Here is a 22920-nt window from a genome sequence, read left to right as displayed (position 1 = left end):
CGATCGAACGGTGTTCCAGTTCTGCTCGGCGGTCCCGCCGCTGACACTGACGCGAACGGCGGCGTCACCGCAGTCGGCGACGTAGGTCTTCACGCGGACCCCCCGACATCACGGGCCCGCCGTGACGCCACGACCCGGGTCAGCGGCGCAATGGTGACACCGGCGGCCTCGAGCGCGGCGCGAATCGCCTTCGCGTTCGCGACGGCACCGGGGTTGTCACCGTGCACGAGGACCGTATCGGCGACAACCGGGATCAACGTGCCGTCCACAGCTTCGACGACTTCCTCGACCACCATCCGAACGGTCCGCTCGACCAGAACGTCGACGTCGTGAATCACCGCTCCCGGCTCGCTGCGGGGCACGAGAGTTCCGTCGGAGTTGTATGCGCGATCCGCGATTCCGACGATGCCGACGCTCAATCCGCGGGCAGTCGCCTCGTCGGCCAACGCCCCGTCCTGGGCGAGCACGATCAACGACGGATCGAAGGCCGCGACCGCATCGACGACGGCGCGCGCGTAATCCTGACGTACGGCAACAAGATTCCCGAGCTTGCCGTGGGGAGCGATGTGCGACAACGACGTTCCGCTCGCGACCGCAAAGGCGTGAAGGGCGCCGAGTTGGAACAGCACGTCGGTTCGGACCTCGTTCTCACTGAGATCCATCGCGCGACGTCCGAATCCGGCGAGGTCCGGAAAACTCGGATGCGCGCCGATGCCGATACCGCGCGATACGCACCCCCGCACGGTCGCATCCATGGTTCGTGGATCGCCTGCATGGAATCCGCAAGCGATGTTGGCCGAAGTCAGCGTGTCGAGCAGAGCATCGTCGGCGCCCATGGTCCACGTGCCGAAACCTTCGCCGAGATCGGCGACAAGATCGATGCTGGTTGCCATTTCGGTCCTTCCGGTTCGTTTACTTGTTCGTACGGGCGCCGTTGCCCGTGGTTGGTCCGACTGTCGAAGTTCTGTGTGTCGACTTCGGTGTTTCTGGGACGCTACTCAGGAACGCCAAAGGGTTGTTAATACCGTTTCGCGTTGGGGTGATCGGAATTCGATATGTCCGTTGAGCTGGTAGTTTGCACAGCATGGACACGAGAAGGCTCTACTCGTTCGTACGAATTGTCGATGCCGGCAGCATCACCCGAGCCGCCGACATCCTGCACATCGCACAACCCGCCCTGAGCCAACAGATGACGTCGCTGGAAACGCAGTTCGGTCAGCAACTTCTGATCCGCAGCAAACAGGGTGTCGAGCCGACCGATGCGGGGCACGCACTCTATCGGCATGCTCAGGTGATTCTGCGTCAGGTGGAGAGTGCCCAGGCCGAGGTGTCCGTGGTCGGACGGGCGCTGGCGGGTGGCGTCTCGGTCGGCCTCGCCCCGTACAGCACCGCGACGGCAATCGCCTTGCCGCTCTTGGCCCGTGTGCGCGAGCAGCACCCGAATATCTTGTTGCACATCAACGAGAACTTCGGTGGCGTGCTCAGCGAAGCGATGATGACCGGTCGCATGGATCTGGCGTTGTTGTACGACGCCGGCCCGATCAAGGGTGTGACGTTCGAACGCTTGCTCACCGAGGAGCTGGTGGTGGTTGCGCCGTTCGGTACCGGACTGGCAGGCGAATCGGGATCCGACATCTCCCTGCCCGAGATCGCCGAACTGCCACTATTGCTTCCGGGTCGGATGCACACCATCCGCAAGGTGGTGGAGCAGGCTTTCGACCGTGCAGAGCAGCAACCGAACGTCGTGGCCGAAGTGGAATCGGTGATGACGCTGTCCGAGGCCGTACGCACCGGATTGGGCGCGACGGTTCTGCCGTGGTCGGTGGCCCGCAGGGTCATGGACGTCGAAGCGCTCGAGCTACGACGCATCGAGCCGGGCATCGAAGTGCATGTCTCCCTTGGCACCCCGGCCAATCAGCCCCTCTCCAAACCGGCCGAGGCGGTGCGCGATGTTCTGCGCACCGTCGTTGCCGATTACGTGAAGGGAACCAACGCGAGCGGTCAGTAGCCCGCCGACGGATCGATCACGGCGGCGAGGTCCTCACCTGCGGCGAATCGGGCGACGTTGGCTGCAACGTGATCTGCCAGGACGCGGGTGAGCGTCGTAGCCGGGTTGGCGACGTGTGGAGTGATGATCGCGTTGGGCAGCTTCCACAACCGATGCCCGTCCGGCAACGGCTCGGGATCGGTGACGTCCAGTGCCGCCCCGCCGATCGAACCGGCTTCCAGTGCGTCGACCAATGCGTCCGTGTCGACGAGGGTGCCACGCGCGATGTTCACGATCCAGCTCGACTCCGACATCTGGTCCAGTTCGGCCTTGCCGACCAGATGCCGCGTCGCGGATGTCGACGGTGCTGCGATCACGAAGTGATCTGCCTTGGACCAGATTTCGCCGGTGCGGTCGGCCGAGAGCGTTTCGGAAGCACCCTCGACAGGGGTCCCGGAGCGGGTGATCGCGATGACCTTGACTTTGGACGCGGCGAGGTACGGGATCAACGCACGGCCGATTCCGCCGCAACCGATGATCGCCACTGTCGAGCCCTGCAAAGTGCCCACCCGCGGGTCGAACTCTTCCTTGCGCCACGACTGCGCCGCCAATTGTTCGGGGAGAGAACGAACTCCGGCGAGGAGAAGCATCATCGTATGTTCGGCAACATTGCCCGCGTACGCTCCGGCAGCAGACGTCCAGACCCGCTTGTCGTCGATCACCTTGGCGTCGAACCAGGGCTCGATGCCGGCGAACGGCAACTGCACCCAGCGAACCGAATCGGGTAGCGACGACGGGAACGTCTCCGGCCCGTGTACCCACACGACGCCCTCGGCGTCTGCCAGTGGAACGAGAACTCCACCGGCTCGGCGTATTCCGTCGGCGACGTGAGGATCCTCGACGGGACCGAGGTGGATGCGAGGGGCGCTGGCGTCTGTCATGTGGGTGCTTTCTGTTCGAGTAGCGGACGATCTAACAGCGGACAATCAGACGACGGCCGTCATTCCGCCGTCGACGTAGAGGATCTGACCGTTGACGAAATCCGAAGCCGGGGAGGCCAAGAACAGTAGCGACCCGATCAGCTCCTCCGTACGGCCCCAACGTCCGGCGGGTGTCCGCTTGGCGAGCCACGCGGTGAACTCCGGATCGTTGACCAGCGCAGAGGTCAGTTCGGTGTCGAAGTATCCCGGTGCGATCGCGTTGATCTGCAAACCGAAGGGTGCCCAGTCGGCGCACATCCCGCGGGTGAGCATCTTGAGCCCGCCCTTGCTGGCTGCGTACGGTGCGATTCCCGCTCGGCCGAGTTCGCTCTGCACCGAGCAGATGTTGACGATCTTCCCGTGTCCGCGCTCGACCATGCCGCGGGCGAATTCACGTCCGACGTAGAACGCACTGGTCAGGTTGGTGTCCATGACACGCCGGAAGTCGTCGTCGCCGAACTCGAGAAGCGGGGCGCGGTGCTGCACGCCGGTGTTGTTGACAACGATCTCGACCGGGCCGACCTCCGCCTCGATGCGTGTCGCCGCATCCCGGACGGCGGCCGAATCGGTGACGTCGAACGCGTATGCGTGCACCGTTGCGCCGGTCGCGTCGGCGATGCGTCGACGCTCGGCTTCGAGCACGTCGGAATTTCGGCTGTTGAGCACCACCACCGCACCCGCCTCGGCGAGACCAGTCGCGAGGGCCGAGCCGATGCCTCGGCTCGAACCCGTCACCAGCGCGACCTTCCCGGAAATGTCGAACGGGCCGGGGCTTGCGGTGCTACTCACGCTGTGACGCTCCTCTGAGATGTATGGATGTAGTCGACTGCCTCGCCCACCAGTGTGCTCGGTTCGGAGACGACATTCAGCGTGATGCCGCGCTCGTCGTCTGTAAGCGGTTCGAGAGCCTCGAACTGGGAGATGAGCAGACTCTCCGGCATGAAGTGCCCGGCGCGGGAACGCATACGTGCGGAGATAGTCTCGAAATCACCGGCCAGGTGGACGAACTGCACGTCGAGACCGTCCGGGCGCAACCGGCCCCGATAGTCCTTTCGCAGAGCCGAACAGGCAACGACGCCTGTTCGTCCCGCATCGGCACGCTCGGAAAGCCAGGCCGCGATCGCGTCGAGCCACGGCACACGGTCTTCGTCGGTCAACGGTGTCCCCGAACGCATTTTGGCGACATTGGACTCGGGGTGCAGATCGTCACCGTCGACGAAGTCTGCCCCGAGAGACGTGGCGAGACCCACTGCCACGGTGCTTTTTCCAGCACCGGCCACACCCATCACAACTACCTGCACGGTCATGCTTCGACCATGCCCGACTACCGAAGGCCAGACAATACTCGAGTGATACCGGTTCGCGAGGGTGCCATAGCGGAACGATCTAGGAACTTCTGCCCGTCCGAGCCCTATCCGTTCGCCTTTGCGATCGAATCCTTGCCCTCGGCCGCTCCACCCTCGATGGTGTCGTGCTGGATGGGAACGAACTTCTTCTTCGGCAGCAGGAACAGCCACGTCGCGAAGACGAACGGGCCCGTTCCGGCCGGCAGGCTGATCGGAGCAAAGGCAGACACCAGCGTGCCGTGGATGACAACAGTCACCAGTACTCCGAAGACGGTGTAGACGAACACACGCCACGACGGGTTGTAGAACACCGATCCGAGAGCAATTGCCGTCAGCACCGAACTGAGCCCGTAGAGACCATTGCCGATGTCGACGGTGTTTGCGCCCAGCGCCAGTACCGAACCCATCGCTATCGCGGAACCGATGAGCGCGAACAACGCCGCCCAACGCGACGCGACCAGCAGCGCGATCACGAAGATAATGCCGGTGACGGTGTTGTTGATCAGAAAGATCTGGGAGACGTTGCGGAACAGCGTGTCCCACAGGAAGCTGAAAGTGATGTCGGCATGAACTGACGCCTCCCCGATGTGCTGGGGAAACTGGCCCGCGCTGAGGTCTGACGTTTCGATCCGCAGGAACTGGAACGCCGCAAGAAGGAAGAACCAGTTGACGAGGTTGAACGGAAAGGTCAGCGCCGGTACGCCCCACGTCTTGAAGACATTGGCAACGGCCAGGAACGCGATCGTCGACGCGGCAGCTCCCACCACGAGGTAGATCCACAGCATCACGCCGCCGGCAAGGAACGTCGGAAAGGCAGCTCCCACAAGAACTCCGTTGTATCCGTACAGGCCGATACGCATCGAATCGTCGTCGGAGTGCAGCATCATGCCGGTGACGGTGGATACCACCAGACCCACCACGGCACCAATTGCGACGGTGATCGTGTCCGCGGCTATCGCTCCCCAGAAGATACCGACCAGAAACAGCAGGCCCGTCAGCGCATTGCCCTGGAACATCACCTGCCCGGAGCCTTTGAGATTGGTGTCGATGAATCTGAGCACGACGTTCTTGTCCGCGACGTCGTCCCAGGGTTTGGTGATGGTGGTCATCGCACGTCCCTCGATCCTTCTCCGACGATCCGCGTCATCCCCACAGCGGGACGGGCGGAATGGTGGTGTCCAGAACTGCCTTTCGCACCAGAGCCCAGAAATCACGAACCTTCGCCTTGACGGGTTCGCTCTCCGGACCGAGGACTTTGAAGATGAGACCGGCGTCGTTCGGTAGCCGACTCGCTCCGGAAACGACCTTGCCGTCACGGCCCGGAACTACCTCTTCGAGAATCGCGTCGGCGTGCTCCTTCGGTGTCAGCAGGATGACATTGCCGAACACGTCGTGGTCGCCCATGATTCCGCCGTATCGCACGGGGAAGCGTGCCGGTTCGATCACCAATTTCTCGGTGAAGAGGTTCTTCCCGTCCGGACGCTCCGCCTTGATCATTGTGGAGTACAGGTCGTAGACGAACATCTCTCCGCCGTCGTGGTACTTGCGACCCGACATCACGATCTCCGAGAACAACAGCGTTGCAGTCGGATCCACCGTGATGTCGGTGCGCGCGTAGTACCTCGCGTTGCGGTGTGGGATCGTCACCCCGGGCATCAGTTCGAGATACGAATTCTCCGCGAGCACCACTTTCTGGAGTTGCGACGCGTGATTGGCATCCATCCGGTGAACCTTGGTGGCCGACTGAGTGGTCACGTGCGCGAGGGAACCCGGTTCCATCTCGATGGTCAGGAACAGTCGATCGCCTTGCAACACACTGCCGGACGTCGAGATCATGTAGACGCACGGCATGGTCGGCAACGCTTCGTCCCAGTACAGCGCCTGCTGAACGAGCAGCGGTGTCTTGCGGTACATGTCCCGCAGAATCGTCTTGTCGCCACGGTCGACAAATCGCATCTCGAGAACGCCGGTCTTCCCGACCTTGCCGGCCGGGGCCTGCTTCGGCTGGTCCTGGTACTGGTCGAGTTCCGGGATGGTCGGGATCGGCCCCGGGAGCGACCGCGATGCTCCCGGGACGGACGTTGCGCTCACGGTGCGCTCGCTCCCACTTCCTCTTCGTCGAAGAGGACTCCGTGCACGATGAGGTCCACCACTTCCTTGATGCCTTCCCCGGTCATGCAATTGGTGAAGACGAACGGCTTGTCGCCGCGCATCCCCTTGGAGTCGCGATCCATGACTCCGAGATCGGCGTTGACGTACGGTGCGAGATCGGTCTTGTTGATGACCAGGATGTCGGACTGCGAGATTCCCGGACCGTTCTTGCGCGGAATCTTGTCGCCTGCGGCTACGTCGATGACGTAGATGAAGAAGTCGACCAGAGCTGGACTGAACGTCAGTGTGAGGTTGTCGCCACCACTTTCGATGAACACCACGTCGGTGTCCGGGAACGTTTTCTCCATGTCCTCGACCGCCGCGAGATTCATACTCGGGTCTTCGCGGACGGCGGTGTGTGGGCAGGCTCCCGTCTCCACGCCGACGATACGTTCCTCCACGAGAACACCTTTGAGAGCCTTGCGCACATGCTTGGCATCTTCGGTGGTGACCACGTCGTTGGTGATGATCAGAACGCTGGTGCCCCGCTTGATGAACTCCGGCGTGATCGCCTCGATGAGTGCGGTCTTACCCGAACCCACGGGTCCGCCGATTCCGATGCGCGTTGTCTTCTTCATCGTTCTCCTTCTAGTTCATGAACATTCGGACGTGCGCCTTGACGTGAACCGCAGCCAGAATGTCGATCATCGGGGCGAAATTGGACATGTCGTCGAGTCCGTAGTCACGCACTGCGGCGTACTCACGGCCGGCGCTCTGATTGACCTCGAACAGAATCTCTTGCGTCGTGAGGTGATCGACTCGGACGATACGAAGGGCAGCGCCGAGCAACGTCATCGCGACACCGTACTGATTGACCGTGAAAGCGTCCTCTTCCGGAGAACCCATCTCCGCGAAAGCAATTCCGAGGCCGACGGGGTAGGTACCCGGCGTCTCCCCCGATGCGATCGCGGCCAACCACTTGTTGAACAGGGTCTCACCGGCCAAGCGCCCGCCGAGTTCGGCCAACTTCTTACCCATGCGGGTACTCATCGTGCGTGCTTCTTCGTTGAGTTTGCGTTCGATCACTGCATGATCAGCGGCGAGGATCGCCGAGAAATCACCGGCTGCCGCACCCCGGTGCGCCGCGAGTACGGCGATACCGTCGCACGTCGCGCCCTGATGGGCGGCCGAGAGCACAAACTCCCGCAGCGACGGACCACCCGTGACAATTCCCTGCGCCACGGCCGATTCCAAACCGTTGGAGAACGAGAAGGAACCGACCGGGAACATGGAATCGGAAAACTGCATCATCCGCATCGCGCGGTTGATGCTGAGCCCGGATCCCTCAGACGAGAGGGTCATGGGTATGCCCCTCGCCCTCACGCGCGGCCGCACCGAACAAACGGCGTGCCTCGTGTGGAGCGATGTAGGGAATTACCTCGGCGCCCGGGATGAAGGTGTACTCGATGCCCTCGAAAGCATGTGTCCGCATCACCGAGCCCATGACCGCCTTGTCGACCGTCAACGGAACGTAGACCTTCATTCCCTTCACCACCGCAGGCCAGTGCTGGTTACCCACGGCATGTCCCAACTCCAAGCACGTCTGAATCATCTTCTCGGGCGTCACCTCGACCAGTGCGCTCAGGTCGATCTCCAACACGTCCTTGAGGTTGATCCTCGCCACGACGACGGTGTTCGCCTGCTCGTCCCACAGCAGAATGTCGCCGTCCTGCAACTGAATACCCCGATCGAGCGAGACGGCCAATTCACGGCCACCGATCGTGGTGCGTCGTAACCGACTCTTCTGCGCTTCCCACTGATCGAGCGACAAGACGTCGACTACCGCATTGTCGAGTCGACCGGCCCACTCCTCGTCGGTCTCCTTCCCGAGCAGCGCGTCGACTCGCGTCGGCTTTCCGCTCGGCGCGGTCATCTCGCCGTGCGTGTGTGGCGTCGCATCGGCGCCGTGCGTGTGTGTGATTGTTCCCGACACTGGAGACCCCTAACTGAAGAAGTAAAGTTGGTTCAAGCGAATGGATTCGGCAGGTTCGACGTATGCGTGGACGCCGTCCGCAGTCACCGCGAAGGTCTCCGGGTCCACCTTGATTTCCGGAGTGGCCGAGTTGCGAACCAGATCACGCTTGGTGACTGTTCTGGTCCCCTCGACAGCAACAACCTGACGTTCGAGACCGAGCCGGTCCTTGATGCCGTCGTCGAGTGCCGCTCGCGAGACGAACGAGACCGAACTCTGCGGCAACGCCTTGCCGAATCCACCGAACATCGGCCGGTAGATCACCGGTTGTGGTGTCGGGAGTGAAGCATTCGGATCTCCCATGGCATGCCAACTGATCAGACCGTTCTTGATGATCGTCTTCGGCTTCGCACCGAAAAATGCGGGCTCCCAGAGAACAAGATCCGCCATCTTCCCGACACCGATCGACCCGACCACATGCGAAAGACCAAACGTCAACGCGGGATTGATCGTGACCTTCGCGACGTAGCGCAACACGCGGAAGTTGTCGTGCGTCGGTGAATCCTCGGGCAGCTTTCCGCGGGACCGCTTCATGCAGTCCGCTGTTTGGATCGCGCGTAGCCAGTTTTCTCCAACCCGGCCCATCGCCTGTGAGTCACTCGAGAACATCGAGATGACGCCCATGTCCTGCAGTACGTTCTCGGCACCGATCGTCTCGGCGCGAACGCGGGACTCGGCAAACGAAACATCCGAGGGCACTTTGGGATTGAGGTTGTGACAGACCATGATCATGTCGAAGAGCTCGGCCTGAGTGTTGATGCCGTACGGCAACGTCGGATTGGTCGACGCCGGAAGTACGTTGTCCTCGCCCGTCACTCGCAGGATGTCGGGTGCGTGACCGCCGCCCGCACCCTCGCTGTGATAGGTGTGAATCGTACGGCCTTCGAAGGCCGCGATGGTGTCCTCGACGTATCCGGCCTCGTTGAGGGTATCCGTGTGAATGGCGACCTGAACGTCCATTTCGTCTGCCACCCGCAGAGACTCACGAATTGTGGCCGGTGTCGCGCCCCAGTCCTCGTGGACCTTCAGACCGGCCGCACCGGCCTTGATCTGTTCGACCAGCGACTGATGCCCGGACGAGTTCCCCTTGCCCAACATGCAGACGTTGACCGGCAAACCCTCGTTGGCCTTGAGCATCATCTCCATGTTCCAGATACCGGAAGTGATGGTGGTGCCGTTGGTTCCGTCGGTCGGGCCGATACCACCACCGATCAGCGTCGTCACTCCCCCACTGAGTGCGTGGTACGCCTGCTGTGGTGACACGAGGTGAACGTGTGGATCGATGCCGGCGGCAGTGAGGATCATCTGCTCACCGGAAATCGCGTCGGTCGCCGGACCGGTGGTCAGCCCCGGGGTGACACCTTCCATCGTGCTGGAGTTTCCCGCCTTGCCCCAGCCGACGATCTTGCCGTCCTTGATTCCCACGTCTGCCTTGACGACGCCGATGGTTGCATCGACGATGACCACGTTGGTGATCACGAGGTCGAGGGCACCGTCGATGCTGCATGACTCCGGATCCTGGCCCATGCCGTCGCGCAGCGTCTTGCCGCCGCCGTAGATCGACTCGTCGCCGATCGTTCGAAGATCTTCCTCGACCTCGATGTACAGGTCGGTATTGCCCAGTCTGATCTGGTCACCCGTGGTGACCCCGAACAGACCCGAATACTCTTGTCTCGAAATGCTTGTCATGGGTGTTGCTCTCCTTCGTCCGCCGTGAACGAGAATCAGTCGGTTTGAGGTTCGGACAGAAAGCCGAGTTCTTCGGCACGCTGGACGGCTCCGGGAAGCCGAGGCCGGTAGGCGGCGTGGGTCGGCGCCCAACCGTCGACAAGTCCGTTGAAGCCTTGCACTCGTTGCTTGCCGCCGAACGGCACCAACGTCACTTCCTTCTCGTCGCCCGGCTCGAACCTGACCGCCGTGCCCGCGGGAATGTCGAGGCGCCAGCCGAAGGACTGTTCACGATCGAAGGACAACGCGCGATTGACTTCCATGAAGTGGTAGTGCGAACCCACCTGGATGGGACGGTCACCGGTGTTTCGGACTCGCAACTTCAAACGTGGACGGCCCTCGTTGAGTTCGATCGGCTCGTCCCGCAACACGTATCCGCCGACCGGCACTTTCTTCTCGCCGCCGGAATCCTTCTTCGTCGATTTGCTTGCCATCTTGGAGTGCTCCTGACATCTCGGTCGGGCTACTGGATCGGAGAGTGCACGGTGACGAGCCGGCTACCGTCGAGGAACACCGCCTCGACCTGCACACGTGGAATCATCTCCGCGACACCGTCCATCACGTCGTCGACCGTCAAGGCGTGCGATGCGTCGGCCATGACCTCCTCGAGAGTCTTGCCCTCCCGAGCTCCCTCCAGGGCGGCTGCAGTGATAACTGCGACGGACTCCGGGTGATTGAGTTTGAGCCCCTTTGCCTTTCGCCTCAGTGCGACATCCGCCAACATGAGGATTGTCAGCTTGTCGAGTTCTCGCGGTGTCAGATGCATTCTGAACGCTCCTTGTCGATCATGCGGTAACTCCCTGTCGTCGAATACATGTCAGCTCCCCTGTTCCGTCGCTTCGGTGAGAGGTTCGGCCGCTTGCTGGACGAAACCGCTCCTCCTGCCGCCCGAGTACTCGTTGATCGCGTCCAGAACCGCCTGTGCATGTTCCGAGGCGACCAGCACCTCGACACGCAACCGCTCGGTGAACACGACGTCGTTGCGTTGTCCGCGGAACTTGAGCGAGGCCGAGTCACTCGCGGAGACATGCGCTTCCGATACGACTATCGACTCCGCTCCGGCGGCCAGCAGCGCCTCCCGTAGCTTCTCAGACTCGATGGTCTGCAATACCGCGGTGATGAGTTCGTGCTTCGGGGCGCCGAGGTTCGGAACAAGTTTTGCCCCCTCGACCAGGACCCCCGAGTCGAACCCGCTGGTCTGCGGCGCACCACCTGCGTCGACGAATGCGGCGTTGTAGCGGTATGCGTCCATGCCTTGCTGACGACGGTCGATGTCCACCTGGTCTTTTGGGGCCAGCTTGAGACCGATGGTCTTCTCGATGCCCGTGGCGATCAGCCAGGTCACCACGAACGAGAAAGCGATGACGACGATCAACGCCAGCGCCTGCTCGCCGAGTAGTCCTGCCCCGCCGCCGAAGAAGAGTCCGTCGCGGCCGATCGAATTGATGGCTTTTTCGCCGAACAAACCGAGAAGGAGTGAACCGAGGATGCCGCCGATGAAGTGGACCGCGATGACGTCGAGCGCGTCGTCGAACTTGAAGATCGACTTGAGCGCGAGCGCGAAGTGGCAGACCAGTCCGGCAAGCGCGCCGATCGCCAACGCGGAGAAGGTGCTGACGAAGCCGGCGCAAGGGGTGACGGTCGCGAGACCGGCTACCGCGCCGGTGATTCCGCCGATCGCCGTGGCCTTGCCCTCGGTGTACCTTTCGATGACGAGCCAGACGACCATACCGCCCGCTGCGGCGATGTGAGTGTTCATCAAGGCCTGTGCCGCAACACCATCGGCAGCCAATCCGTCGCCCGCGTTGAATCCGAACCAGCCGAACCACAGGATGCCTGCGCCGATCAACGCCAGAGGCACCGAGTGCGGGACTGCCTCGGCGTTGGGCCATCCCGGACGTTTACCTACCACCAGCAAGATTGCCAGGGCGGCGGCGCCGGCGGATGCGTGGACGACAATTCCGCCGGCCCAGTCCTGAGCTCCGCGGAGCGCCAACCAGCCTTCGGGATTGAAGAGCCAGTGCGCAATCGGGGGGTAGACGATGATCGACCACAGCACGAGCAGAACGGCCCAGCCCAAGGGCTTGAGCCGGTTTGCGGTCGCACCGGTGATCAGCGCGGGCGTGATGATCGCGAACATCATCTGATAGACCACGAACGCCAGAGTCGGTACCGCGACTGCACCTTCGATCAGGTGGAAGCCCGGGGCGGCGGCTGTGTGTATGTCCTGCAAGCCGAACAATTTGAGGTCACCGAGGAAGCCGGAACCCCAGTCTCCACTGAACGCGAAGCTGTATCCGAACACGACCCAGGTAATCGAGACGAGTCCGAGTGGGACGAGGTTCTGCTGCAACATGACGAGCGCACTGCTACCACGCACCAGACCGGCGTAGAAGAAGGCGAGTCCGGGAACCATGAAGAGAACCAGACCCGCGGAGATCAGCACCCACGCCGTGTCCCCACTGTCTATCACTGCTTCGGCTAACACCATTTCCATCGACATCGACGACCTCCGAGCATTATTCGGACCTGAACAAAGTCATTGGTTAGAGCAGCAATTCGCGATGTTCCGGTTCGCTGCGACAGTTACGCTACGCCCCATAGTTGCACCTTCTCAGCAAAATCGGGGGAACATCCGGTTTTCACGTTTAGTAGAGCATTGTTCTGGGAAAAGATGGGACTTTGCCTAAACATTGCGGACGCTCCACAACCTGCAATTGCGAGACTAAATCTCGCCGAAAGTGGTTTAAGTCCTGCAAAATGGGGAACGTAGCCGCAGGTGAGCGCCACTTTCGGAGCAGAAATGCCGTTTCCAGCTCGGGACTTAGCTCCCTAACCAAGACAATCGCGAGCACCTTATGCGATTACCAACGTCGGTGACCCGCCTATCCAATCGGGTAGGTAATTTCACCGAACATCTTCTCACCTGTTCAGATGATTAACCTTCACCGCACTGAGGGCAATCCTGTCGTTAATATGTTCTTAATCCGTACTGGATATTTCGACTGGAAGATCAAAGATCACCTTTCGATAACCTTTGAAGGTGAAATGACTTTCGCTGTAACTCTTTTGTTATGCAGAACCCTAGAGGGGAGGATTGATCCCACCAGGCGAGCACTCGGATGCCGGACAAAGTCAGCCACTTCGACGGCTCCCCCGCCTTTGTGTCGACCTCGAACCACACCCGCCCCGGTTGGCGACCGGCCTGGAGCCACGTCCCATCCGAGGCTCGAGCGGCCCGGATCATCTCGATCGCGTCCGCCATTCGCGGATCAGGCTCATTTCCATCCGACAACGACGCTTCGCGGAAGTAGTCGGCTGCGTTGAGCACGTTGTAACGCCACCGGAACGGGTACGCGAACCGGCCGATCCAGTCCCCCACCGGTTCCCCGGTCGAGAGTCTCCGGAACAGACCGCGCTGCAGCAAGAATTCCTCACCGGATCGTCGAGCCGCGCGCGTCTCATCTGTTCCCCCGGTCGCGATCTCGTACGCGAGAAGCCCTTTGAGTGAATTGAGCGTCGAATGGAACGACGATCGGGTCGAACCTTCGATCCACTCACAGTTCCACCCACCATCCGGAAGTTGATGCCGCACAAACCAATCAGCCAGTTCATCAACGGGCATGCCGAGCCAAACACCGTTTGCCACCGTCCAGGCGTTGATGCAGCAATCGACCTCACCGTCCCAGTACGGCCGGCCCTCGTACTCCCAGCGACAGTTCTCCGCGAGCAGTTCTGCAGTACGACGCTCCCGCAGAACACTGGCGTCGAGGCCCCACTCACGCAAGGAGTTGAGCGTCCAAGTAGTTGCCGTCCAGGGTTGCGAACCTTCTTCTGCTGCTTCGGGTCCCACGAAGTCGAATTCTGCCGGGAAGAACGCCCCACCCGCCCATTGGCCGTCTCGATCCTGCAATGAAAGCAGGCGTGCACCAAATCCTTTGGTAGCGATCGACGCGCGCGTCGCCGCCCACACAGTGGGCGCTTCGTTCAGCAGGTCGCGCTCCACCTGCCACCGAATCGCCGGATCCGAATCGAGGAGCCACGCGAGCAAGTCGGCTCGGGGTGCCATCTGGCAATACTATCGAAAGGCGAAGCAGGCCATCCGGTTAACACATTTCTCGACGTCTGATGCAATGGTGAACTCCGGACCCGTTGCGTGGCCTACACCGGATAACCCAACGCCGCCCGCACCGCCACGATGTCGGCGGCAGCGACCTGCATAGGCTTGTCCCCCAACCGAATCAACGTGCCAGTGGGCAGTTCCTCTACCACCGCAGATTGGGGCAGCGCGCTGCGATCGAACGTAACTCCTGAATGGAAGTATGTTTCCCATCCCACCTCGACCTCAGCTTTCGACCGCTTCTGAAGATCTATGTAGTCGCCGATGCTCCACCGAGCTCGATCCGGTTTCCAATGCTTGACGATAACTTTCATGATCGCGTCTCCGATGTCAGGGCCGAGCAGCTGCCGGGTGCTGTCGGTGAGCTGCGTCTCCGTCGGCAACGACACCCGGACACTGTTGGGGGCGCTGGTTTCTAAGCCGCCGACCCCGGCGATAATCCGCCGCGCGGTCCCGTCCTCGGGCGACAAACCGATGCTGTACCCCGGTCCGGGGGTGTCCGAATACCCCATCTCCTTCGAGCGGGAATGCTCGAAGATTTTCACCAACCCGTCCACACTGAGATCCGCGGGGCCTTTGTCCAGTTTTTTGGTGTACACCCACGGCAACGCCAACTCCGGGTCGATCTCTTCCAGATCGTCGAGGAAGGCCCGCATCGTCTGCGCCACTTCCTGACTCGACTGCACCCGCGTGCCCCAATATCCGATCACGGTCGGCCATCGCCCGACTATGCTCATCGCCCCGTCCTTTCCAACCACTGCGTAATAGTCTCCGTCCGACTACGTGTCGCGACATGAGCAAGGGTCGGCGGTCACGCGGCGTCTTAGACCGGGTAACCCAGTGCTTCCCGCACGGCCAGGATGTCGTCGAAGTTGACGTCTAACGGTTTCTCGCCCAACCGAATCAGCGTTCCGTTGGGGAGTTCCTCCAGTACGGCGACGACGGGCAGTTTGCTGTGATCAAGATCGATCCCGGACTGGATGTATGTCTCCCAACCGACTTCGATTTCGCTGACCTCATTTCCCTGCGCATTGCGGTACTCCCGCGTCCCCCACCGCGCAGACTCCGGCGACCAATGCTCGATGATCGCTTTCATGATCGCGTCCCCGACGCGTGCAGTCAGCAACTGCGACGCCTCCCCGATTGCTTGTTTCTCCGGGGGGGAGGGTGACGTTGACGAGATTCGGAACCCTCGGAACATTCCGGCCGAGAGAGAATTGGATTCTCAAGAACTGATATCTGTCCGGGTGCAACAAACTCACGATGTAGCCAAGGTCGAAGGCAGCAACGGATTGCCCTTCGACATCCTTCGCTGCCCGGAAGATTTTCGCTAGGCCTTCCACGCTTAGATCGGTCGACTCGAAGGCAGTCTCGGGCGAAAACACCCAAGCTTGTCCAAGTGCTGGATCAATGTTCCTCAGACTATGAAGAAACGAGAACACCTCCGCTGCAATGCCTTCTACCGGTTGCGTCCGAGGGCCCCAATACCCGATCACTGTCGCGCCACGATCCGAATTCATCGACCTTTCCTTTCCAGCAACTCTGCGATCGTCATAGTCGTTCTCGGCAAATCATTGTCATTGAACAGTTGTGGTCCGGGTTGCTGCGGAGCGCCGGGGGCATCCGGATTCACCGGCACCTGACCGACATCAGGCAGAGTCGGCACACTCGGTTCCTCGGCACGACCTGGCGAGGGAGCCTCCGGGGTGGAGTTCTCGGGTCTCGGGTTCGACCCCGGATCGCCAATCCCACCGGGCGAGAATGATTCCCACTCGCCACGATCGGGAACGCCGGGAAAGTGGGTTGCGAGGGTTCCGGAATCGCGGGATCCGGGCGTGCAGGTTTCATTCACGGACGGAACAGAGGGTTGATCATGCTCGGCAGGTTGAACTGTGCCGTCGATGGCGGGTATGCCGCGCGGTGGCACTCCACCCGGAGCGTCGATCAGCTGGTGCGTAGCCGGATCGGGATCGCGGCGCGGTAATTGCGGGCAGGCTGGTCGGTCCGCGCCATCCCTACCTGCAGGCAGCCCCGAGTGCGCCCAATGTAGGGCTCACAGCCGTCTGAAACCTTTGGGTAGAGGAATCTCCGGTCGTTCGGTCGGCAGTCCTGCTGCTGCGCGGATGCTTCGGATGTCCTCGACGGTTAACGGCGTGGACAGATTCTTCTGGATGACGATTGTGCCGTCCTGGTAGGGAAACGCCTCCACGCTGGGCGGGAGCTGCGTTTCCTTGATCGGCAACTCAGGACCGAAGTAGGTGCAACTGCCCACGATCGCGTCACCCGGTACGTTGAACTGAGGCGATGATTCGGTTCGGCGGTAGAGCACGGTGACACGCGAGTCCCAGATGTCGGCTAGTCCCTGTACGAGCTTCAATGCCAGCGAAATCAGTGATTCGTCGGCAAAGGCACATGCGAATGCGCCGGACCCTGAGGTGCCCCCGAAACTGACAACGACTTTGACGTCTCCAGCGGGTGAATACAGGGTCATATGTCGTCCCAATGAGAGGGGATACATACCGCCGGTGGCATCGGGGGATCGTCTGCGCTCGATCAATGCGGCTTCGATCGATTTTTCCGTCGGAGGTACAAGGATCTGACGGAGATTCGACGCCAAGGCCTGCTCGACTCCGGCGCCGTCGGGGAGTGCATCGCCTACTGTTTGGTACAAGTCGACGTCGAAGACAGGATCGATGTCGCGAAGCAATCGTAGCGAACGTGCAACGAGCGCGGCCGTGACGGCCTCGCTTTCAGGCGAACCCTTTCGTGGAATGACCTTCACTGTCAAGCCCGCCGTAGGATTGCGGCGCAGTGATGACGTAGGCACTTTCACTCCCCTCCAAATACGATGATGTTGATGTTCTCCATCCCGATGACCTCGTCGAACGCATCCTCCATTATCTGAGCAGCTTGTTCTTAAGAACACCATCACCTGCGGACGTGAGCTTGGCCGTAACTTCTGGTGTCACAGCCGGCGCGAGCCTTTCGGTAGGCGAACCTCCGGTCGTTCGGTCAGCAGGCCGACTGCTGCACGGATGCTTCGGCTTCCGTCGGCAACCAACGGGGCGCGTGGATCACGCTGGATGACGATCGTTCCTTTCTTGTACGGAAAAGCTTCGACAGTGGGTGGGATCTGCGTTTCGTTGATCGGCATCTCAGGGCCGAAGTAGGTGCAACGTGCCCACCGTTGCGTCGCCGGGCACGTTGTACTGAGGTGTGAGCTCCGCATCCCGGTAGAGCACGGCCGTGGGAGCGTCCCAGATATCGGCCATGCCCTGGACGAGTTTCAATGACAGTGAGATCAGAGATTCATCGGCGAAGCCCCCTGGGTACGGCCAGATGAAGGTGCAAAGTAAGGAACCTGCTCCTGCCGTACCCCCGAATCCGATGAGAATTTCGATGTTTCCGTTGTCGGTGAACAACCTGAGTTGATGCCCGAATGAGAGTGGGTAAATCCCGCCTGCGGCATCAGGAGACTTTCTGCTCTCGATCATTGCGGCCTCGAGGGAGTCCTCTGCCTGAAGCGTGAGGATCCGTCCACCATTCGATGCCAGAGCCTGCTCGACCGTAACGCCGTCGGGAAGGTCATTCCTCACGGCGCGGTACATGTCGACGTCAAAGACTGGGTCAAGCTCTCGAAGGAACTGCAGTGACCGCGCTGCCAGCGCCGCGGTGACCGATTCGGCTTCCGGCGGTCCCTTTCGCGCCATGACTTTCAAGGTCAACCCGGAGGTCGGATCACGACGTAAAGATAAGGCAGACAACGTCACTCCTGTTCGAAGACGATCGACCAATTGGAACAGGCTCTGGCGCTACACCGGGTAACCCATCGCCGCCCGCACCGCCACGATGTCGGCGGCAGCGACCTCCATTGGCTTGTCCCCCAACCGAACCAACGTGCCAATGGGCAGTTCCTCCACCACCGCAGATTGGGGGAGTTTGCTGCGATCGAACGTAACTCCTGAATGGAAGTATGTTTCCCATCCCACCTCCACCTCACCTTTCGACCGATTCTGAAGGTGCCGGTAGTCGCCGATGCTCCACCGAGCCCGAACTGCCCACGATCGCGTCGCCGGGTACGTTGCGCTGAGGCGATGATTCGGTCCGGTGGTAGAGCACGGTGACACGAGAGGCCCAGATATCGGCCTGCCCCCGTACGACCCTTAACGCCAGCGCAATCAGCGATTCGTCGGCAATGGTGCAGGAAAACGAGTCGATGCGTGAGGTACCCCCGAAACCGATCATGACCTCGAGATCCCTTTTGGTCAGACAAATTGATCATCTGCTCTTTGGAGACTGGATCCGAGGCACGTGCCACGTGGGGCAAGACCGCACACAAATTGCTTAGACTGTCTCCAGTCTGGCTATCCAAGGCGCAGGCTCTAGGCACCGAGTCCGACGTTGGTCCAGATATCAAGGTAAGTGGAGTAATCGACCAGTTCAGGGGGTTCCGTCAATGACCACACAACACCCCTTGTCGATTCCTCACCAAAGTACAAGCAAAGATAACCGCCGCCGCCCGATCTGAATGTCGCGATGCAACGAGCCGGATCTGGGTACTCTTCAGGGGACAGCCCGTCCAGAATAGACCATTCAAAGCTGTCAATTCGAAACATATCTTCAAGAGGCAGTGGCCCGACAGTCTTACCGGCAATATAGTACCAACCGTTGTGCAAATTTGAATAGAAATTCTTTAGACTGGAGGGGAATTTACTCCAATACCCTGAAAGTTCATCACCATCCACTACCGGTGGCGTACCCAAATAGTAGAGATCGGTCCCGTCTGCCATTTTAATTTTATATAGAAGAAAGAACCTATTTTCAGACCTGAGCAACCGCACATCAGATAGATTATCTTTAATGTTTCTGTAAGTGTCGCCCAATATCGGTCGCCCAAATACGTCCCATTGGTCCAATATCCCAGAAATTCGAGCTGCAACGTCACCATTTAGTGCATCCAACCAATAATTCGGAAGCGCCATACGTTCAAGTGGTGTCAAGTCGTCAATCTCCGCAAGCACGGGCGAGTCGACACACCGCGAAATCTTGACCAGATCCACTACTGAACTCCATTCAATATATTAGATATCATTAACTATCCAGACGAGGCGGATGCTCGAAAAATGGGATGAGCTGCAGGGACTAGGGGAAGAGGACTACCGCTCGCGATGGCGCTGACAGCTACTGAATTGGGCTGCGCGAAGAGCAGCTTCGAGCCATCGATCATCCTGGTTACTGTACAGCTTGCGCAAACCGGGCAGGTGTACGCCGCCATGTGGAAAGTACTGTTTCCCACGGCATCTCACTACAAGCTGTTCGGGTACGCGCGAGGGTGGTATCAAGGACAAAGCGCTCTACGCGCCGGCTCAGGTGTTGACCTGATTTCCGTCAGAATCGGTATCTCGTGCTTGGCGGTCAGTGTCTTTGTAGTGCAATTTGTCGTACCTGTTTACCGGAGGTGCATCCTTCTGCTCGCGGTAGAGCGCCCGTGTCAGCCAAGCACCGAAAACATCGTTGAATCCGGTGGGATGCCTTCGCGTGAGGAAGGGGGTCCACCACCACGCCACGAACACAGCAGCGAAACCGCACAAGAGGACAGGTCCGAGAATCGACCGCTGTGGAGCGGTGAGCCAAGCGAAAACGATGGTAAGGATCGACGAACTCCAGTAAATCGTTCTCGCATGACTGCGGTACATCACGTAGGGCGTAGATACGATCAACGCCACAGCCCCTGCAGCAATCGCACAAATCGCATAAAAGGTGGTCATGGTGCCGGTTCCGCTTGAGGAACGGTGTGTCGTCGGTATATGGAACTCTTCGGGAGAAAACGCAAAACGAGGACCGCCGCAGTGCCCGCGACAGCGCCGATCCGGGTGGTCGAATTGTCAGTCACGAGGAACACCATCCCACTCGCAGCCGTCAACGAAACGGCCAAGGTTATCGCGCCCCGCATCGGATTGCCTGCTGCGGCATCAAGCGCCGACAGCACCCCCGAGGCTAGGCAGAATGCAATGGCAGCGATCAGCAGGTAATGCACGGTCTCAGTCCCTTCTCTTGGAGCGATCGATCATTGTCTAAGGCTTCAATCAAATGATCGGCCTGCCCGGGTACCCAAGTATGCCCCGAGTAGCGATCCTCCGATTGCACCGATTCCGCCCCCGACTGCGGCACCTATCGGGCCGCCGAGAAACCCGCCGAGTGCGGCGCCACCTTTGCCGCCTGCCCATCCCAATGCGATTGCGCCACCGGAATTTCCCACAGTTTCGCCACGTGGCGCGCCTTCGCGCCACTTGATGACACCCGAGGCAACCTCAACTGCCACCGATAATCTGCTTAAAACAGTACCCACTGCCGCCGACCGAGCGGCCTGCGCAGCGCTCGGGAGCGAACCAGCATGATGCACACCGGTGTTCGCAAGGGCGCCCGCAGATTGCAAGCCCGAGGCGGGGCCACCGAGCGCGGTGCTGCCTTTACTCAAGACAGTTGCGATCTCGGAATCTGTATAGCCGCGGTCTCGCATCTGATCCACCTGCCATTGCAGGTCGTCAAGTTGTTGCTGTGCGGTCAGAGGGACGTTGCCAGTGAAGTCAGCAGGTACGTCGCCATGGGCGAGCGCCCGTTGGTTCGCGGCCCTCTGCGCGGGGCCGATCAAACCGTTGTTGGGATCAGAGTCAAAGATCCCGAATGGTAATTCCATTGGAGGATCTGGCTGCGTCTGCGTTTCCATGTCGAGGTTGTCGAGTGGGTTCCACGGAGGCTCGCTCGCTGTACCCCCGGGTGTATCGGTGCCCGAGTCGGTCGGCGATCCGATATCGAACGGCAGTGGTGTTGTCGGTGCCGGCTGCGTCGGGGCGTCCATGTCGAGGTTGTCGAGTGGGTTCCACGGAGGCTCGCTCGTATCGGTGCCCGAGTCGGTCGGCGATCCGATATCGAACGGCAGAGGCGTTGTCGGTGCCGGCTGCGTCGGCGGATCCATGTCGAGATTGCCCAGTGGGTCGATCCCGCCGACGTCGTTGTAGGGGGAGTCTGTCGGGACGTTGACCATGACCGGTCCGCCGGACTGGTTGACGACCTCACCGCCGCCTTGAAGGGGTGTAGCGGTGACGTCTCGTCCGGTGACCGGGTCGCTGCCGCCGTAGGGGCCGTCAGCAGTGACCGGGTAGATGACGCCCGGGGTCGGGATAACGACTTGGTAGAGCTTGCCGTCACGGATCTCGTAGTAGGTGGGAACCGGATCGCCGTTGACGTCGTACGCCCACGCAGCGGCAACGGTGCCCTGCAAGTCTCCGTTCGCGTCGTAGACACCGACGGACCCGTCGTCGTTGATGCTCATGTGTCCGCCGGGTGGTAGGTCGACCACCATTTCAGCTTCATGCGAGGAGGTTTCGTCGTGAATGAGGAAGATGGTGCGTTGTCCGCCACCTGGGTCGGGGATGACCACGACGTCCTGACCGCCGACGAAATACGGCATGAACGGTTTCGCGACCGTACCGACTACCTGGGAGAGAACCGACTCCCACGGACGCGCGCTCACACGCGCACTGAACGGTCCCGGCCGCCCCCTCACTCTCATACCCGCAGCGGTGAACGCCGCGGCCCCGACGAGGACCAGTTCGAGATACCGGTCACGGCCCGAGTCCTCCCCGGCGGTGGAAACATCTGCTGCCGGGTCCGGAACCGTTTGGGCCGGTGCGATATTCGAATCCGAATCCGCGGGGATCGGTCCGGGACCACGATCGGTGGTGGTTCCCTCACCCGGGGTGGGTGTGGGTGAGGGAACCGCTGATGCCGATGCATTGGGGAATGCACCGACACCAGTTTCCGAGGCCGGGGACTCGGAAGTAATGGGCGGAACCTCGATCGTCGGCACAGGGACGATGGGGGTGCCGTTGTAGGTGGGAAAGTTCGTCGGAGCATTCGCGCCGACATTCGGGCCACCGCCTGGAGCCTGCGCACCGGGGAGCCCGACCGTGGTCGTCGGCGCAACTGTCGCCGTCGTGGACGGCGCACTCAGGCACGGGTTGATGATCTCTGGCGGGATGGGTGCACCAGGTGGCAGCGACGCAATGAGATTCAGGTAGATCTGATGATCACGTGCCCGCACCGCCGCGCAGTCTTCTTCCGGCGTCGCGTTCGCCGGAGCGGCGGAGAGTGCAATTCCCGCACCGATCGCTCCGGCCGCTCCGGTCAACAGCGCCCCAGCGGCAAGCACTCCCGCGAGAGTCCGGCGAAGTCGTCTACCGGACTTCACCGGTGCGCACCACGATTGTCACTCTTCTTCGTTCGGAGTAGCGCGATGAGTTTGTCTGCGCCCCACCAGAACAACCGTCCGGAGATCGACATCCACAAGAAGAACGCCAGGTAAACCAGGATCGTCCCGTAGTCGTTCGCCCAGCCGGCGAGCTTCCCGATCACCGCGAATGCCGCGATCAGCAACCCCAGTCCAACTGCCGTAGCGATCACAGCCTTGGAGAGTGGACTGAGTTCACTGTCCGGATCCCAGTCATCAACGTCTGCAACGCCTTTGCTGACGAGGGCAGCGGGTTCCGTTTGGACACTGCGACGTTCGGCGTTGTTGACGGTCATGGCTGGAACTCCAAACAGGAAGGGAGAGCGGGGACAACGGGTCGCCGACG

The 22920-nt window shown here is 60.9% G+C and carries 26 protein-coding genes; 2 read left to right on the top strand and 24 right to left on the bottom strand.

Annotated elements, in window-relative coordinates; translation table 11 throughout:
* Window positions 1-89 precede the first annotated feature (89 nt).
* Window positions 90-893: a LamB/YcsF family protein gene (locus YH3_RS03360; protein WP_064442979.1), complete on the bottom strand. Its 804-nt coding sequence runs from the start codon at window positions 891-893 to the stop codon at window positions 90-92.
* A gap of 191 nt (window positions 894-1084) precedes the next feature.
* On the opposite strand from YH3_RS03360, the gene nac reads away from it, so the two are divergent.
* Window positions 1085-2008 (top strand): nitrogen assimilation transcriptional regulator NAC, encoded by a 924-nt coding sequence (nac, locus tag YH3_RS03355; protein ID WP_030535780.1) that lies wholly within the window; start codon window positions 1085-1087, stop codon window positions 2006-2008.
* Here the strand turns inward: nac and YH3_RS03350 are convergent.
* The 21 genes from YH3_RS03350 to YH3_RS03250 form a co-directional block, all read right to left on the bottom strand.
* Window positions 2002-2928 (bottom strand): D-isomer specific 2-hydroxyacid dehydrogenase family protein, encoded by a 927-nt coding sequence (locus YH3_RS03350; protein ID WP_030535781.1) that lies wholly within the window; start codon window positions 2926-2928, stop codon window positions 2002-2004. The genes nac and YH3_RS03350 overlap by 7 nt on opposite strands.
* A 45-nt stretch (window positions 2929-2973) precedes the next feature.
* A complete protein-coding gene (locus YH3_RS03345) occupies window positions 2974-3756 on the bottom strand; it encodes an SDR family oxidoreductase (RefSeq protein WP_007731708.1) in 783 nt (260 codons plus the stop codon).
* Complete coding sequence (locus YH3_RS03340; protein WP_064442978.1) at window positions 3753-4274, bottom strand: gluconokinase; 522 nt, start codon at window positions 4272-4274, stop codon at window positions 3753-3755. The genes YH3_RS03345 and YH3_RS03340 overlap by 4 nt, the downstream gene beginning before the upstream one ends.
* Before the next feature lie 104 nt (window positions 4275-4378).
* Window positions 4379-5422 (bottom strand): urea transporter, encoded by a 1044-nt coding sequence (gene yut, locus YH3_RS03335; protein WP_042447682.1) that lies wholly within the window; start codon window positions 5420-5422, stop codon window positions 4379-4381.
* 34 nt (window positions 5423-5456) lie between these two features.
* Window positions 5457-6404 carry an urease accessory protein UreD gene (locus tag YH3_RS03330; RefSeq protein ID WP_007731712.1) on the bottom strand — a complete coding sequence of 316 codons (948 nt, stop codon included), beginning with the start codon at window positions 6402-6404 and terminating at the stop codon, window positions 5457-5459.
* Complete coding sequence (ureG, locus tag YH3_RS03325; protein WP_007731713.1) at window positions 6401-7042, bottom strand: urease accessory protein UreG; 642 nt, start codon at window positions 7040-7042, stop codon at window positions 6401-6403. Before ureG ends, YH3_RS03330 begins: the two co-directional genes overlap by 4 nt.
* Window positions 7043-7052: 10 nt before the next feature.
* Window positions 7053-7766 carry an urease accessory protein UreF gene (locus YH3_RS03320; RefSeq protein WP_047271507.1) on the bottom strand — a complete coding sequence of 238 codons (714 nt, stop codon included), beginning with the start codon at window positions 7764-7766 and terminating at the stop codon, window positions 7053-7055.
* A complete protein-coding gene (gene ureE / locus YH3_RS03315) occupies window positions 7750-8397 on the bottom strand; it encodes an urease accessory protein UreE (RefSeq protein ID WP_050655600.1) in 648 nt (215 codons plus the stop codon). Before ureE ends, YH3_RS03320 begins: the two co-directional genes overlap by 17 nt.
* Before the next feature lie 9 nt (window positions 8398-8406).
* Window positions 8407-10125, bottom strand: a complete 1719-nt coding sequence (locus YH3_RS03310; protein WP_003943847.1) for an urease subunit alpha — start codon at window positions 10123-10125, stop codon at window positions 8407-8409.
* 35 nt (window positions 10126-10160) lie between these two features.
* On the bottom strand, window positions 10161-10598 hold the full coding sequence (locus tag YH3_RS03305; protein WP_003943812.1) for an urease subunit beta: 438 nt from the start codon (window positions 10596-10598) through the stop codon (window positions 10161-10163).
* Window positions 10599-10627: 29 nt separating this feature from the next.
* Entirely contained in the window at window positions 10628-10930 is a 303-nt protein-coding gene (locus YH3_RS03300; protein ID WP_007731718.1) for an urease subunit gamma, read from the bottom strand.
* Between the two features lie 51 nt (window positions 10931-10981).
* Window positions 10982-12667 carry an ammonium transporter gene (gene amt / locus YH3_RS03295; protein ID WP_007731720.1) on the bottom strand — a complete coding sequence of 562 codons (1686 nt, stop codon included), beginning with the start codon at window positions 12665-12667 and terminating at the stop codon, window positions 10982-10984.
* Between the two features lie 510 nt (window positions 12668-13177).
* On the bottom strand, window positions 13178-14233 hold the full coding sequence (locus YH3_RS03290) for a squalene cyclase (RefSeq protein ID WP_238592514.1): 1056 nt from the start codon (window positions 14231-14233) through the stop codon (window positions 13178-13180).
* A 92-nt stretch (window positions 14234-14325) separates the two neighbouring features.
* Window positions 14326-15021 (bottom strand): Imm52 family immunity protein, encoded by a 696-nt coding sequence (locus YH3_RS03285; protein WP_228232375.1) that lies wholly within the window; start codon window positions 15019-15021, stop codon window positions 14326-14328.
* A gap of 86 nt (window positions 15022-15107) precedes the next feature.
* The gene (locus YH3_RS36550; RefSeq protein WP_238592513.1) at window positions 15108-15380 is read right to left on the bottom strand and encodes a hypothetical protein; all 273 of its coding nucleotides are present in this window, start codon (window positions 15378-15380) and stop codon (window positions 15108-15110) included.
* A gap of 957 nt (window positions 15381-16337) precedes the next feature.
* The gene (locus tag YH3_RS03270; protein ID WP_223304698.1) at window positions 16338-17111 is read right to left on the bottom strand and encodes a hypothetical protein; all 774 of its coding nucleotides are present in this window, start codon (window positions 17109-17111) and stop codon (window positions 16338-16340) included.
* A 138-nt stretch (window positions 17112-17249) separates the two neighbouring features.
* Window positions 17250-17438, bottom strand: coding sequence for a hypothetical protein (locus YH3_RS36545; RefSeq protein ID WP_007731733.1), 189 nt, complete (start codon window positions 17436-17438; stop codon window positions 17250-17252).
* Window position 17439: 1 nt separating this feature from the next.
* Window positions 17440-17994: a hypothetical protein gene (locus YH3_RS03265; RefSeq protein WP_007731734.1), complete on the bottom strand. Its 555-nt coding sequence runs from the start codon at window positions 17992-17994 to the stop codon at window positions 17440-17442.
* Window positions 17995-18096: 102 nt separating this feature from the next.
* Entirely contained in the window at window positions 18097-18273 is a 177-nt protein-coding gene (locus tag YH3_RS03260; protein WP_228401677.1) for a hypothetical protein, read from the bottom strand.
* Window positions 18274-18666: 393 nt separating this feature from the next.
* On the bottom strand, window positions 18667-19344 hold the full coding sequence (locus YH3_RS03255; protein WP_007731739.1) for an SMI1/KNR4 family protein: 678 nt from the start codon (window positions 19342-19344) through the stop codon (window positions 18667-18669).
* Window positions 19345-19650: 306 nt separating this feature from the next.
* Complete coding sequence (locus YH3_RS03250; RefSeq protein WP_007731740.1) at window positions 19651-20052, bottom strand: hypothetical protein; 402 nt, start codon at window positions 20050-20052, stop codon at window positions 19651-19653.
* 81 nt (window positions 20053-20133) lie between these two features.
* Between YH3_RS03250 and YH3_RS35500 the strand changes: the two genes are divergently transcribed.
* Window positions 20134-20316 carry a hypothetical protein gene (locus YH3_RS35500; protein WP_154100278.1) on the top strand — a complete coding sequence of 61 codons (183 nt, stop codon included), beginning with the start codon at window positions 20134-20136 and terminating at the stop codon, window positions 20314-20316.
* A gap of 50 nt (window positions 20317-20366) precedes the next feature.
* On the opposite strand, the gene YH3_RS03240 is transcribed toward YH3_RS35500, so the two are convergent.
* Together YH3_RS03240 and YH3_RS03235 are read right to left on the bottom strand one after the other, a co-directional pair.
* Window positions 20367-22535, bottom strand: a complete 2169-nt coding sequence (locus YH3_RS03240; RefSeq protein WP_193777145.1) for a hypothetical protein — start codon at window positions 22533-22535, stop codon at window positions 20367-20369.
* Complete coding sequence (locus YH3_RS03235) at window positions 22532-22870, bottom strand: hypothetical protein (RefSeq protein ID WP_007731743.1); 339 nt, start codon at window positions 22868-22870, stop codon at window positions 22532-22534. Before YH3_RS03235 ends, YH3_RS03240 begins: the two co-directional genes overlap by 4 nt.
* Between the last annotated feature and the right edge of the window lie 50 nt (window positions 22871-22920).

The organism is Rhodococcus sp. YH3-3 (assembly GCF_001653035.1).
GTDB lineage: Bacteria > Actinomycetota > Actinomycetes > Mycobacteriales > Mycobacteriaceae > Rhodococcus_F > Rhodococcus_F qingshengii.
This window is presented reverse-complemented; position numbering and strand designations above follow the sequence as displayed.

Bases quoted from the DNA above. Each gene is read 5' to 3' on its own strand.
- YH3_RS03290 (WP_238592514.1), bottom strand. From the start codon at position 14,233: ATGGCACCCCGAGCCGACTTGCTCGCGTGGCTCCTCGATTCGGATCCG.
- YH3_RS03350 (WP_030535781.1), bottom strand. From the start codon at position 2,928: ATGACAGACGCCAGCGCCCCTCGCATCCACCTCGGTCCCGTCGAGGAT.
- YH3_RS36550 (WP_238592513.1), bottom strand. From the start codon at position 15,380: ATGAAAGCGATCATCGAGCATTGGTCGCCGGAGTCTGCGCGGTGGGGG.
- YH3_RS03285 (WP_228232375.1), bottom strand. From the start codon at position 15,021: ATGAGCATAGTCGGGCGATGGCCGACCGTGATCGGATATTGGGGCACG.
- YH3_RS03300 (WP_007731718.1), bottom strand. From the start codon at position 10,930: ATGCATCTGACACCGCGAGAACTCGACAAGCTGACAATCCTCATGTTG.
- YH3_RS03250 (WP_007731740.1), bottom strand. From the start codon at position 20,052: ATGACCACCTTTTATGCGATTTGTGCGATTGCTGCAGGGGCTGTGGCG.
- YH3_RS03320 (WP_047271507.1), bottom strand. From the start codon at position 7,766: ATGACCCTCTCGTCTGAGGGATCCGGGCTCAGCATCAACCGCGCGATG.
- YH3_RS03265 (WP_007731734.1), bottom strand. From the start codon at position 17,994: ATGGCGCGAAAGGGACCGCCGGAAGCCGAATCGGTCACCGCGGCGCTG.
- yut (WP_042447682.1), bottom strand. From the start codon at position 5,422: ATGACCACCATCACCAAACCCTGGGACGACGTCGCGGACAAGAACGTC.
- nac (WP_030535780.1), top strand. From the start codon at position 1,085: ATGGACACGAGAAGGCTCTACTCGTTCGTACGAATTGTCGATGCCGGC.
- YH3_RS03360 (WP_064442979.1), bottom strand. From the start codon at position 893: ATGGCAACCAGCATCGATCTTGTCGCCGATCTCGGCGAAGGTTTCGGC.
- ureG (WP_007731713.1), bottom strand. From the start codon at position 7,042: ATGAAGAAGACAACGCGCATCGGAATCGGCGGACCCGTGGGTTCGGGT.
- YH3_RS03305 (WP_003943812.1), bottom strand. From the start codon at position 10,598: ATGGCAAGCAAATCGACGAAGAAGGATTCCGGCGGCGAGAAGAAAGTG.
- YH3_RS03235 (WP_007731743.1), bottom strand. From the start codon at position 22,870: ATGACCGTCAACAACGCCGAACGTCGCAGTGTCCAAACGGAACCCGCT.
- YH3_RS03310 (WP_003943847.1), bottom strand. From the start codon at position 10,125: ATGACAAGCATTTCGAGACAAGAGTATTCGGGTCTGTTCGGGGTCACC.
- YH3_RS03340 (WP_064442978.1), bottom strand. From the start codon at position 4,274: ATGACCGTGCAGGTAGTTGTGATGGGTGTGGCCGGTGCTGGAAAAAGC.
- amt (WP_007731720.1), bottom strand. From the start codon at position 12,667: ATGTCGATGGAAATGGTGTTAGCCGAAGCAGTGATAGACAGTGGGGAC.
- YH3_RS36545 (WP_007731733.1), bottom strand. From the start codon at position 17,438: ATGCCGATCAACGAAACGCAGATCCCACCCACTGTCGAAGCTTTTCCG.